This window comes from Sphingomonas cellulosilytica, assembly GCF_052321755.1.
Lineage (GTDB): Bacteria > Pseudomonadota > Alphaproteobacteria > Sphingomonadales > Sphingomonadaceae > Sphingomonas.
This window is the reverse complement of the sequence record NZ_JBQRTT010000005.1, coordinates 55,796-68,511: the sequence shown is the minus strand read 5'-3', so window position 1 is coordinate 68,511 and position 12,716 is coordinate 55,796. Positions and strand designations below refer to the sequence as shown.

Here is a 12,716-nt window from a genome sequence, read left to right as displayed (position 1 = left end):
GATCCACCCGCCGCTCGGTCCTTCGATCACACCATCGCGGCGAGCAGGTCCCCGATCTTGACGAAGGCGAAGCCGACCGAGCTGTCCGCGATGCCATAGGGCAGGAACAGCGTGTCGCCATGGCGGATCGCGCCGCAGCTGTAGACGACGTTGGGCACATAGCCTTCGCGGTCCTGGTCCTTGGCGGCCAGGATCGGTTCGCGCGTCCGGCCGATCACCTTCGAAGGATCGTCCTTGTCGAGCAGCGCGGCGCCGATCGAATATTTGCGCATCGCGCCGACGCCGTGGGTCAGCAGCAGCCAGCCTTCCTCCAGCTCGATGGGCGGGCCGCAATTGCCGATCTGGACCAGTTCCCAAGGGAAGACGGGGGTGAGGATCTTCTCGCCCTCGTCCCAATGTTCGAGGCTGTCCGATTTGAGCAGGAACAGGTTTTCGCCGTCCTGCCGGCCGATCATCATATATTGCCCGGCGACCTTGCGCGGGAACAGCGCCATGCCCTTGTTGCGGGCGGCGGGGCCGGACATCGGCACCAGGTCGAACGCGCGGAAGTCGCGGGTGCGCATCAATTCCGACTGGATCACCGAGCCGTTGTAGGCGGTGTAGGTGCCGATCCATTCGTAGCTGCCGTCGTCGTGACGGAAGTGGACGATGCGCAGGTCCTCCAGCCCCTTGGACTGGGCCTGGGTGATCGGGAAGATGACGGTGCCCGACAGCGTCGAATCGCGATGCCGCCATACGGTGACCGGCCCTTCCGGGATCTCCTCGCCCTCGCCGATCACGTCGGTCGCGGTGGCGAAGGGCGGCTCGGGCGCGAGCTTCAGCTCGTTGCCCTGCGTGATGATGCCTTCGCGGAAAGCGACGGACGAGATGTGCCCCTCACCCACCGATCGCAGGCTCATCAGGATGCGCATCGATCCTTCGGGCATGCCGGTCTGATCGAAATGCGGCACCGCGCTGGGGTTCATCAGCGCCGCGGCGGCATAGCTGTATTCGTGACAAAAATAGGCGCCGATCAGCTGCCGCTTCTCATCGCCGATGTCGCGCCCGTCGAGGCCCAGCAGTTCCTCGATCTCTTCGTAGCGGGTCATGAAGACGCGGCGCGTCTGCCAGTGCCGCGCCTCGAAATCCTTGAGCACGCTCTCCAGCTGGTCGCGCGCCTCTTCGGCGGACATCTCCAGCACCTCGCCCACCAGGCGTTCGGTACGGTTGGGTGCGCCGCCCTTGCCGCCCCACGCGATGTGGAACGGCCGGACGACGACACGGGACGGATCGGCATGAAGCCGCAAGCGGTGGTTGAACAGGTCCATCGCGGTTGAAGCCTCGTCGGTCGGTCGTCTACGAGGCCGTCGCTGTTGCAATCAGGCGACGGCGCGCGATGTCCCTGCCACGCCTTGGGCAGACTTTGAAAGCCCCGAAATCGCACATGAGGCGAGTTGCAGCGCCAAAATCGACTCGGCGCCCTGATTGCGGTTGAGCCCCGTCGGCATCAGGCCGTCGAAACAGCCGCCGTCGGCCGGGCTGGCGAGCGGCAGGTCGAGATCGTTCTGGCCGAGATACCAGGCATAGGCGCGCTCCGCCTCCGCCACCCAGCGTGCCTCGCCCGTCGCCTCATAGGCGGCGATGCAGGCATCGACGGTCGCCTGCGCCTCCAGCGGCTGCTGGTCGAACTGCAAGGGCTCGGCATAGGGGCGATGGAAGCTTTCGGTGCCGACCGCGCGGAAACGCCCCTCGGGCGAGGTCTGCTTGGCGACGATCCAGTCGAGCGTCTGGAGGCCGCAATCGATCAGGTCCTTGCGCCCCAGCGCGCTGCCGGCGACGATCAGCGCCTGCGGCAGGCGCGCGTTGTCATAGGCGAGCACGATCTCGAACCACTGCCATTCCGGCCGGCGCGCCTCGGCGAGCAGCGCCAGCTGGTCGTCGGGGAACCGCTCCAGGATGGACCGCGCAAGGTCGTGGCCGGGCGATGCCTGCAACATCGCTGCCGCGCCGAGCATCGCGAAGGATTGCGCGCGCAGCGAGCCGAGATCGAGCGCCATGCTGGCGGTGGCATCGAACATCGCGCGCGCCCAGTCGCGGTGCTTGGGGTCCTTGCCGTCGCGCGCGGTGACGCCGAGAGCCCAGATCGCGCGGCCGTTCGAATCCTCCGACCCCACGTCCTCGCACCACGTCCGGTCGAAGTTCATGAAGTTGCGGAAACGGCGCGCATCCGGGTTCCAGGCATATTGCATGAACGAGGCGTAGATGGTCGTCCACTTGTCGCGCTCGACGGGATCGAGATCGTCCATCGCGCTCATCAGCATCAGCGCACGGGCATTGTCGTCGATGCAATAGCCGTGGCGACGATCGGGCACCGAATAGATCGAATGCTGGAGCATGCCGGTGGCATCGCTCATCCGCTCGACCGCGGCAAAATTGGGTTTCAATGCGCGAACCGCCTGTTGATTCTGGGTAATCCGCCTGGGGCGGGCGGCCACGGCGACCTCGGTTTCATGGAGCGCCGCCTCGGCGAGGCGCGGCCAGATCATCGTGCGGCCGCGGTCATAGGCCCGCTGTGCGAGCCGCGACCGATCACGCGCGCTCGACAGCAGCCGGTCGATCTCACGGCTGAACGCGGCGACATCGCGGAAATCGACGAGCACGCCGTGGCCATCGGCCAGGATCTCGGTCGCATGCACATAGGGGGTGGAGATGACCGCCTTGCCGACGCCGACCGCGTAGGACAGCGTGCCCGACGTGATCTGCGCCGGGTTGAGATACGGCGTCGCATAGATATCCGCCGCTTGGAGATAGTCGAGCAGCTCGTCATGCTCGACGAACCCGTCGATGAAGGCGACGTTGCCACCGACGCCCAGCGTCTCGGCCAGCGCCTTCAACCGGTCGCGATATGCCTCGCCCTCGTGCGCGACGAGATTGGGATGGGTCGCGCCCAGCACGACGTAGAGCATGTCCGGATGGCGCTCGACGACGGCGGGCAGCGCCTCGATGATCGTCTCGATCCCCTTGCCGGGGGCGAGCAGGCCGAAGGTCAGCACGACGTCGCGCCCCTGCCAGCCGAAGCGCGGCTTCAGCGTCTCGGGATCGACGAAGGGACGATCGGGAACGCCGTGCGGGATCATCGCGATCTGGCGCGGATTGGCGCCATAGACGCGGCGCAGGATATCGCGACCGCGCTCGGCCATCACGACCACCTTGGCGGCGCGGCGCAGCAGCCCCTCGAGCACGCGGCGCTCGTCGGCGTTCGGCTTTTCGAGCACGGTGTGGAGCGTCACGATCACCGGCAGCGTGGTGCGATCGAGCAGCGCCAGCAGGTGTTCGCCCGCCGGCCCGCCGTAGATGCCATATTCGTGCTGCACCCAGATCGCCTGCGCACCGCTCGCCTCGATCGCGCGGGCCGTCGACAGGTATCCCGCCAGCTCATGCTGGGGGATGCTGCCGGTCACCGCGGGGGGATAGGCGTAGCGGCCGGGATGATCGTCCATCGCATAGACGTCGACCTGCACGTCCGGAAAGCGATCGCGCATCGCCTGCCATACGTCGGTCGTGAAGGTCGCGAGGCCGCACTGGCGCGGCAGGAAGTTACCGATCATCGCGAGATGTTCGATGCTACCGCCGTTTACCGCCGTCGTACCCATGCCGTTGTCCTTCGCTGGTGCAACATTGCGGCAGGGCCACAATCTTACCAGCGGATGAACAGCCCATCAGGGAAAAGGTTGCATTGATGTTGCACCGCAACCGGCGCGATCGGGCTGATCTGGATCAACCGCGGCCGCGGTATGGTGCAACGCCCTGATCGGGCAACCACAGGTCCGCGGGCGGTACGCTCGATTGCCAAAAGACGTCGATCGGAATGCCGCCGCGGGGATACCAATAGCCACCGATGCGCAGCCAGCGCGGCTTCATCTCGTCGAACAGGCGCTGGCCGATGCCGACCGTGCAATCCTCGTGGAAGGCGGCATGGTTGCGGAACGCGCCGAGGAACAGCTTCAGCGACTTCGATTCGACGATCGTCTCGCCCGGCACATAGTCGAGGACGAGGTGCGCGAAATCGGGCTGGCCGGTGACGGGGCACAGCGAGGTGAATTCCGGCACCGCGAAGCGCACCAGATAGGTGGTGCCGATGCGGGGGTTGGGAACATAATCGAGCACCGCCTCTTCGGGAGAGGCGGGCAGCTGGCTGGTCTGGCCGAGGTGCTTGGGGGTCATGCCCGGCCATGTAGGACGTCGCACACCGGATGAAAACGCTCGTTCCCGTTCTGGGCGATCAGCTCAGCCTGTCGCTGTCGTCGCTGCGCGATGCCGATCCCGCCGAAACGATGGTGCTGATGATGGAGGTCGCCGAGGAGACGACCTACGTCCGCCATCACAAGCAGAAGATCGCCTATATCCTGTCGGCGATGCGCCATCATGCCGAGGCGCTGGCGCAGGCCGGCTGGAGCGTGGACTATGTCCGGCTCGACGATCCCGACAACAGCGGCAGCTTCACCGGAGAGATCGCCCGCGCCGTGCAGCGCCATGCGCCGGGTCGCATCGTCGTCACCGAAGCGGGCGAATGGCGCGTCGCGGCGATGCTGGAGGGCTGGGAAACGCTGTTCGGCATCCCCGTCGATATCCGCGCCGATGACCGCTTCCTTGCCAGCCACGCCGAGTTCGATGCCTGGGCCGATGGCCGCAAGCAGCTGACGATGGAGTATTTCTATCGCGAGATGCGGCGCAAGACCGGCCTGCTGATGGACGGCGCCAAGCCGGTCGGCGATCGCTGGAACTTCGACAAGGAAAACCGCAAGCCGGCGAAGAACGACCTGTTCATGCCGCGCCCGCATGCCTTCCCGCCGGATGCCCTGACGCACGAGGTGCTCGAGCTGGTCGCGACCCGCTTCGCCGATCATCCCGGCAGCCTCGACGGGTTCGCCTATGCGGTCACCGCCGCGGATGCGGAGAAACAGGCGGCGTATTTCCTCGCCAAGGCGCTGCCGCAGTTCGGCGATTACGAAGATGCGATGCTGACCGGCGAACGCTTCCTGTGGCATTCGATCCTGTCGCCATACATCAATTCGGGGCTGCTCGATCCGGTCGACCTGTGCCGGCGGGCGGAGGCGGAATATCGCGCCGGCCGCGCGCCGCTCAATTCCGTCGAGGGCTATATCCGCCAGATCATCGGCTGGCGCGAATATATGCGCGGCATCTATTGGCGCGAAGGGCCGGACTATGTGACCCGCAACTTCCTGCGCCACGACCGCAAGCTGCCCGGCTGGTACTGGACCGGCGATACCGACATGCATTGCCTGAAGGAATCGATCGGCCAGACGCTCGCCACCGCGCATGCGCATCATATCCAGCGGCTGATGGTGACCGGAAACTTCGCCTTGCTGATCGGCGCCGACCCCGCCGAGGTGCACCGCTGGTATCTGGAGGTGTACGTCGATGCCTACGAATGGGTGGAATTGCCCAACACATTGGGCATGAGCCAGTTCGGCGACGGCGGGCTGCTGGGATCGAAGCCGTACGTGTCCTCCGGCGCCTATATCGACCGCATGAGCGATTACTGCGGCCATTGCCGATACGACGTGAAGCAGCGCGTCGGCGAGGATGCCTGTCCGTTCAACGCGCTCTATTGGGACTTCCTCGCGCGCCACGAGGGCAAGCTGGGCGACAACATGCGGTTGCGCATGCCATATCGTACGTGGTCGCGCCAATCCGCGCAATCTCGCAAGGAAACGCGGTCGCAAGCCGCAACTTTCTTGCGGGGGCTCGACAACGCAGCAGAAGATGGCTATTGAGGCTTCGGGCACTCCTCCCCAGTCGTAGCCCGGCTAACACGTGGAAACGTATGGAGAGAGTGATGGACGCGTTGGTGACGACCGAATGGCTGGCCGAGCAACACGGCGCAAGCGATCTCAGGATCGTCGATGCCACCTATTTCGCCAATTTTCCCGGTGAGGCACCGCGCGATGCCGCCGCCGAATATGAGGCGGCGCATATACCCGGCGCGGTGTTCATGAACCTCGGCGACCTGCGCGACACGGACAGCGACCTGCCGATGATGCTGCCGAGCGCGGAGAAGTTCGCCAGCCGCATGCAGAGCCTGGGCCTCGGCGACGGCAGCCGCATCGTCCTCTACGACAATTCGCCGCACCATACCGCGGCGCGGGCATGGTGGATGCTGCGGACCTTCGGCGCGCACGATGTCGCGATCCTCGACGGCGGCCTCGCCAAATGGCAGGCGGAGGGGCGCGGAACGGCGAGCGGCAAGGAAAGCCTGCGCCACCGCCACTTCACGGTGTGGGCGGATACCAAGAATGTCCGCACGCTCGACCAGATGAAGGCGAACGTCGACAGCAAGGCCGAACAGGTGGTCGATGCCCGTTCGAAGGCCCGCTTCGACGGCGACGAGCCCGATCCGCGTCCGGCGACGCATGCCGGCCATATCCCGGGGTCGCGCAACCTGCCGCAGGGCGCGCTGTTCAACGCCGACGGCACGTGGAAGACGGGCGATACGCTGCGCCGCGCCTTCGCCGACGCCGGCGTCGACCTCGACCGGCCGATGGTCGCCACCTGCGGGTCGGGGATCACCGCCGCGGTGCTTGCGTTCGGTGCGCATCTGGTCGGCAAGGCGATGCCGATCTATGACGGCAGCTGGTCGGAATGGGGAGCGGATCGCTCGACGCCCAAGGCCATGGGAGCCCGCGAAACCGTTGACGCATGACACCAAGCCCGACCGGCCGCTGGCCGACGCCACCCGCGTCGTCCAGGCCGGTCGCCGCCCCGAATGGACCGGCGGGATCGTTAACCCGCCGGTCTGGCGCGCCTCGACGATTCTCTACGACAGCATCGCCGATCTGCGTGCCAACGCCCGCCCCGACACGCATCACCGCCTCTATTACGGGCGCCGCGGCACGCCGACGCAGTGGAGCCTCGCCGACGCGCTGACCAGCCTGGAGCCGGGGGCCGAGGCGACCTTCCTCTACCCCTCCGGCGTCGCGGCGATCGCGGCGGCGCTGCTCTCCGTCCTGTCACCGGGCGACGAACTGCTGCTGGTCGACAGCGCCTACGATCCGACGCGGGGGCAGGCGATGCAGCTGTTGAAGCGGTTCGGCATCACCACGCGCTTCTACGATCCGCTGATCGGTGCCGGCATCGCCGACCTGATCGGGCCGGCGACCAGGGCGATCTTCCTCGAAAGCCCCGGCAGCCTCACCTTCGAGGTGCAGGACGTGCCCGCCATCGTCGCGGTCGCCAAAGCGCATGGGCTGACGACCCTGCTCGACAATACCTGGGCGACGCCGCTGTTCTTCCCGGCGATCGAGAAGGGCATCGATCTCACCATCCTTGCCGCGACCAAATATGTCGTCGGCCATTCGGACGTGATGCTGGGATCGGTCACCGCCGCGCCGGGCCATTTCGTGCCGTTGCGCGACATGAGCTTCCAGCTCGGGCAGGTCGCCTCGCCCGACGACAGCTGGCTGGGCAGTCGCGGCCTGCGCACGATGGCGATCCGGCTGGACCAGCACCAGCGCAGCGCCCTCGCGATCGCGCGCTGGTTGCAGGATCGGCCGGAGGTGGCGCAGGTGCTGCACCCGGCACTCCCCTCCTGCCCCGGCCACGAATATTGGGCGCGCGACTTCAAGGGATCGAGCGGGCTCTTCTCCTTCGTTCTGAACGGCGGCGGCGAGGCGGCGCGGGCGGCGCTGATCGACGCGCTCGACCTGTTCGGCATCGGCTATAGCTGGGGCGGGTTCGAAAGCCTCGCCATCCCCGCCGATCCGGCGCGGATCAGGACGGCGACTAGGCACGACTATGCCGGGCCGATGGTGCGGTTGCAGATCGGGCTGGAGGACACCGGCGACCTGATCGCCGACCTGGAGCAGGGCCTGGCGGCGTTCCGAGCCGCCTGATTCCACCCCCGCCAAAGGGAGGTAGCCGCGGCAGGTGGTCGGAGGGGGAGGTTAGCGACAAACGTCGTGCTTGTGGCGAAGCCCCCTCCACCACGGCCTTCGGCCGCGGTCCCCCTCCCCCGGCTGTGCCGAGGGAGGACTTCAGGTTACTTCGTCGCCGAGGCCTTGGCGTCCTGGCCGTCGCTTTCCGGTGCGGCGACGATGTCGCGGGTGGTGGCGCCCTTGTCGACGACATTGGTGTCGGGATCGCCCACCGCGGAGCGGATGCCGGCATCGGCGTTGTCGCCGCCGGCCTGGTTGAGCACGCCGTTCTCCGCCGCCGAACGCTGCGTGTTGCTGCCGAACAGCGCGTCGAGCGTCTGCGCGGTGGTGGCATTGTCCTGCGGGCGGGCGGCACCCGGCTGCGGCGGGACCAGCGCGTAATCGGGCGGGATCACCAGCGGCGCCTGGCGCGCGACGGCGAATTCATCGGGGCGCGCCCGGTCGAACCCACGCTTGCCGCAACCGGAGAGCAGGACGACGCAGGCGAGGCCGGCGAGAATCGGAACTGACTTACGCATGGGGATTCTCCGTGGGAACGTCGCGCTTGTCGCGCATCAGGAGCGCGCGGACAAGCAGCACCAGCACGCCGAGGGTGATCGCCGCATCGGCGACGTTGAAGACGAGGAACGGGCGCCAGTCGCCGAAATGCAGGTCGGCGAAATCGACCACATAGCCGAAGCGCACGCGGTCGACGATGTTGCCGAGCGCGCCGCCCAGGATCGCGCCCAGCGCGATACGGTCGGCGCGGTTGCTCTCCCGCGTCATCCACACCGCGACCGCCACCGCGATGGCGCCGGTCATCGCCACCAATGCCCAGCGCATGGTGTTGCTGTCGGCGTGGAGCAGCCCCAGCGAGATGCCGTGGTTGGCGACGAAGCGCAGGTTGAAGAACGGCGTGATCGTCCGCTCGGCGGTCAGCTCGTTCAATTGCAGCACGTCGGTGACCGCGAACTTGGACAACTGATCGGCGAGGAAGAGCAAGGCGGCAGTAGCCAGCCCCGCGACGGGAAGCTTACGCATGGCCAACCACGCCTTCACCCACCACGCCTTCGCATCGCGCGCACAGGTCGCCGTCGACACTCACCTCGGGCAGATGCCGCCAGCAGCGGCCGCATTTGCGATAGTCGGTGCGGGTCACCGCCACCTCCTCGCCCTTGGCCACGCGCGCGACGATGAACGTCTCGGCCAGCGCATCGGCGGACAGCGGCATCGCCGGCACGCTCACCTCCGCCTCCAGGCTCGATCGCACCGTCTTGGCACGGCGCAGCGGCTCGATCGCCTCGGTCACGCTCGCACGCAGGCGGCGCACGTCGGCCCAGTCGGTGCCGACCGGATCGTCGCCGGGCAGCGCCGGCAGGTCCGGCCATTCGAGGAAGTGCACCGACCCATCCTCGCTCGGGAAGCGCGCCTGCCATACCTCTTCCGCGGTGAAGCAGAGGATCGGTGCCGCATAGCGGACGAGCGCGTGGAACAGCACGTCGAGCACGGTGCGATAGGCGCGCCGCTTGGGATCGTCCGCGGCATCGCAATAGAGCGAATCCTTGCGGATATCGAAGAAGAAGGCCGACAGGTCCTCGTTGGCGAAATCGGTCAGGCGGCGCAGGTAGCGGTTGAGCTCATAGGCGTCCGCCGCCTCGCGCAGGTCGACGTCGAGCTGGCCGAGCAGCGTCAGCACATAGCGTTCGAGTTCGGGCATCGCCTCCACCTCGACCCGCTCCGCCTCGCTGAAACCGTCGAGCGCGCCAAGCAGGTAGCGGAAGGTGTTGCGGAGCTTGCGATAGCCGTCGCTGGCGGTGCCGAGCACCTCCTTGCCGATGCGCACATCGTCGAAATAGTCGGTCGAGGCGACCCACATCCTGAGGATGTCGGCGCCGCTTTCGCCGATCACCTTCAACGGATCGACGACGTTGCCGAGGCTCTTCGACATCTTGCGGCCCTGGCCGTCGAGCGCGAAGCCGTGGGTCAGCACCGCGTCATAGGGCGCGCGGCCGCGGGTGCCGCAGCTTTCGAGCAAGGACGACTGGAACCAGCCGCGATGCTGGTCGCTGCCTTCGAGATACAGGTTGGCGCGGATGTCCTCGCCATACCGCGCCTCGACGGTGAAGACATGGGTCGAGCCGCTGTCGAACCACACGTCGAGGATGTCGTTCTGCGGCTCGTAGTCGGCGAGCGCGTGATCGGCGCCGAGCAGCGCCTGATGATCGGCGGTGAACCAGGCATCCGCCCCGCCCTGGCGGAAGGCGTCGACGATGCGCGCGTTGACCGCGGGATCGTTGAGATATTCGCCCGTCTCGCGATGCACGTAGAGCGCGATCGGCACGCCCCAGGCGCGCTGGCGGCTGATGACCCAGTCGGGCCGCCCCTCCACCATAGAGCGGATGCGGTTGCGGCTGCGCTCCGGCACCCAGCGGGTGTGCTCGATCGCGTCGAGTGCCGTCTCGCGCAGCGTCGCGCCGTTCGACTGGCCTTCACCTTCGGGCAGGATCGGCCGGTCCATCGGGATGAACCATTGCGGGGTGGCGCGGAAGATCACCTTCGCCTTCGACCGCCACGAATGCGGATAGCTGTGCGCGAAATCGTCCGATGCCGACAGCAATGCGCCGACACCGCGCAGATCGGTGCAGATCGGCCCGTCGGCGGCGGTGAACTTCTTGTTGATGACGCTGCCCTGCCCGCCGAGCCAGCCCCAGTCGGCGCGGTAGAAACCGGCGCCATCGACCGCGAATACCGGTTCGAGGCCGTGCGCCTTGCACAGCAGGAAATCGTCCTCGCCATGGTCGGGCGCCATATGGACGAGGCCGGTGCCGGCGTCGCGGGTGACGAACTCGCCGGGAAGGAACGGACGCGGCCGGGCGAAGAAGCCGCCGAGGCCATGCATCGGGTGACGCGCGGTCGCGCCCTCCAGCGCGGCGCCCTTCACCAGCGCGACGAATTCCTCCATCTTGAGGCCGGTCCGCCTGGTGAAGGCGGGGAGCAGATTCTCCTCGACCAGGAAGCGCCGGCCACCGCTCGCGAACAGCACGTAATCGAGCGCCGGATTGTAGGCGAGCGCCTGGTTGACCGGGATCGTCCAGGGCGTCGTCGTCCAGATCACCGCGGTCGCGCCGACCAGAATCTCCGCCTCCGGCGCGGTCGCGACCTCGAAGCCGACGTCGATCTGGGTTGAGATGATGTCCTCATACTCGACCTCCGCCTCGGCGAGCGCGGTCTTCTCGACCGGCGACCACATCACCGGCTTGGCGCCGCGATAGAGCTGGCCCGACTCTGCGAACTTGAGCAATTCGCCGACGATCGTCGCCTCGGCGTCGTAGTTCATCGTCAGGTAGGGATCGGCCCAGTCGCCCATCACGCCCAGCCGCTGGAACTGTTCGCGCTGCACGCCGACCCAGCGATCGGCATAGGCGCGGCATTCGGCGCGGAACTGCGCGACCGGCACCTCGTCCTTGTTCTGCTTCTTGGCGCGATAGGCCTCCTCGACCTTCCACTCGATCGGCAGGCCGTGGCAGTCCCAGCCGGGGACGTAGGGCGCATCCTTGCCGATCAGCGACTGGGTGCGGACGATGATGTCCTTCAGCACCTTGTTCATCGCATGGCCCATGTGGATGTCGCCATTGGCGTAGGGCGGCCCATCATGGAGGATGAAGAGCTCGCGACCCTTCCGCTGCTCGCGCAGCCGGTCGTAGATGCCGATCCGCGCCCAGCGCTCCAGGATCGCCGGCTCCTTGGCGGCAAGGCCCGCCTTCATCGGGAAGTCGGTCTTCGGCAGGAAGACGGTGTCGCGCCAGTCCTTGGCGGTATCGGAAGCGTCGGTCATAGGTCGGGCGGGCTTAGCGTGCATGCGTGCCGCTTACAACGCACCCAGCACGTCCCTCGCGCGGTCACAATCGAGGGCCATCTGCGCCGTCAGCGCATCCAGGCTGTCGAACTTCGCCTCGGGTCGCAGATAGTCGATCAGCGCCACCTCGATCGGCTGGCCGTACAGGTCGCCCGTGAAGTCGAAGAAATAGGGTTCGAGCAATTCCTTGGGCGGATCGAACGTGGGGCGGATGCCGAGGTTCGCCGCACCGTGCAACACGCGGCCATCCGCCAGCCGCCCGGTGACGGCATAGATGCCGTAGGCGGGGCGCAGATACTGCCCCATGTCGAGATTGGCGGTGGGATAGCCGATCGTGCGGCCCAGCTTGTCGCCATGCTGAACGACGCCCTGCACCGCGAACGGGCGGGTGAGCAGCCGCGCCGCGGTGCGCGGGTCGCCGCGGCGCAGCGCATCGCGGATGCGGGTGGAGGACACCGGCTCGCCATCCAGTGTCACCGGCGCCACCGTTTCGGCAGTAAAGCCGTGCGCCGCGCCACGCGCCGCGAGCAGGCGGACGTCGCCGCTCTTGCCGTGGCCGAAGGTGAAATCCTCGCCGGTCACCACGCTTGCCGCCGACAGGTTGGCGTGCAGCCGCTCGGCGATGAACCGCTCCGCCGACAGCCGGGCGAGGTCGCCATCGAACTGGAAGACGACCATCGCATCCACGCCGGCGGCGGCGAACAGCGCCGCCCGCTGATCGAGCGTGGTCAGCCGGAACGGCGCGGCATCGGGGCGGAAATGCCGGACGGGATGCGGATCGAAGGTCGCGACCAGCGCCGGCCGCCCCGCGGCACGCGCACGCGCCACCGCATGCCCGACCACCGCCTGGTGCCCGAGGTGGAATCCATCGAAATTGCCGAGCGCGACGATCCCGCCGGCGAGATCGCGCGGCACCGCCGAGCCGCCGTCCAGCCGCTCCATCGCCC

Annotated in this window: 10 protein-coding genes; 3 read left to right on the top strand and 7 right to left on the bottom strand. The window is 67.3% G+C overall.

The features are described 5' to 3' along the window. Nucleotides 1-26: 26 nt before the first annotated feature. The 3 genes from ACTZQ5_RS09795 to queF form a co-directional block, all read right to left on the bottom strand. Nucleotides 27-1,307, bottom strand: coding sequence for a glycoside hydrolase family 130 protein (locus ACTZQ5_RS09795; protein ID WP_443584997.1), 1,281 nt, complete (start codon nt 1,305-1,307; stop codon nt 27-29). Between the two features lie 51 nt (nt 1,308-1,358). Next, nucleotides 1,359-3,632, bottom strand: a complete 2,274-nt coding sequence (locus tag ACTZQ5_RS09790) for a glycosyltransferase family 4 protein (RefSeq protein ID WP_443584996.1) — start codon at nt 3,630-3,632, stop codon at nt 1,359-1,361. A gap of 124 nt (nt 3,633-3,756) precedes the next feature. Next, nucleotides 3,757-4,203 (bottom strand): preQ(1) synthase, encoded by a 447-nt coding sequence (queF, locus tag ACTZQ5_RS09785; protein ID WP_443584995.1) that lies wholly within the window; start codon nt 4,201-4,203, stop codon nt 3,757-3,759. Nucleotides 4,204-4,232: 29 nt separating this feature from the next. On the opposite strand from queF, the gene ACTZQ5_RS09780 reads away from it, so the two are divergent. The 3 genes from ACTZQ5_RS09780 (at nt 4,233) to metC (ending at nt 7,892) form a co-directional block, all read left to right on the top strand. Beyond that, nucleotides 4,233-5,777 carry a cryptochrome/photolyase family protein gene (locus ACTZQ5_RS09780; protein ID WP_443584994.1) on the top strand — a complete coding sequence of 515 codons (1,545 nt, stop codon included), beginning with the start codon at nt 4,233-4,235 and terminating at the stop codon, nt 5,775-5,777. Nucleotides 5,778-5,839: 62 nt separating this feature from the next. Continuing rightward, nucleotides 5,840-6,703 carry a 3-mercaptopyruvate sulfurtransferase gene (gene sseA, locus ACTZQ5_RS09775; protein ID WP_443584993.1) on the top strand — a complete coding sequence of 288 codons (864 nt, stop codon included), beginning with the start codon at nt 5,840-5,842 and terminating at the stop codon, nt 6,701-6,703. After that, nucleotides 6,693-7,892 carry a cystathionine beta-lyase gene (gene metC, locus ACTZQ5_RS09770; RefSeq protein WP_443584992.1) on the top strand — a complete coding sequence of 400 codons (1,200 nt, stop codon included), beginning with the start codon at nt 6,693-6,695 and terminating at the stop codon, nt 7,890-7,892. Before sseA ends, metC begins: the two co-directional genes overlap by 11 nt. Before the next feature lie 146 nt (nt 7,893-8,038). Here the strand turns inward: metC and ACTZQ5_RS09765 are convergent, their stop codons facing one another. The 4 genes from ACTZQ5_RS09765 to ACTZQ5_RS09750 are packed head-to-tail and all read right to left on the bottom strand — an operon-like array spanning nt 8,039 to nt 12,711. After that, nucleotides 8,039-8,452: a DUF3035 domain-containing protein gene (locus tag ACTZQ5_RS09765; RefSeq protein WP_443584991.1), complete on the bottom strand. Its 414-nt coding sequence runs from the start codon at nt 8,450-8,452 to the stop codon at nt 8,039-8,041. Next, nucleotides 8,445-8,954: a signal peptidase II gene (lspA, locus tag ACTZQ5_RS09760; RefSeq protein WP_443584990.1), complete on the bottom strand. Its 510-nt coding sequence runs from the start codon at nt 8,952-8,954 to the stop codon at nt 8,445-8,447. The genes ACTZQ5_RS09765 and lspA overlap by 8 nt, the downstream gene beginning before the upstream one ends. Beyond that, the gene (gene ileS / locus ACTZQ5_RS09755; protein ID WP_443584989.1) at nt 8,947-11,748 is read right to left on the bottom strand and encodes an isoleucine--tRNA ligase; all 2,802 of its coding nucleotides are present in this window, start codon (nt 11,746-11,748) and stop codon (nt 8,947-8,949) included. The genes lspA and ileS overlap by 8 nt, the downstream gene beginning before the upstream one ends. Nucleotides 11,749-11,781: 33 nt before the next feature. Continuing rightward, the gene (locus ACTZQ5_RS09750) at nt 11,782-12,711 is read right to left on the bottom strand and encodes a bifunctional riboflavin kinase/FAD synthetase (RefSeq protein WP_443584988.1); all 930 of its coding nucleotides are present in this window, start codon (nt 12,709-12,711) and stop codon (nt 11,782-11,784) included. Nucleotides 12,712-12,716: the final 5 nt, after the last annotated feature.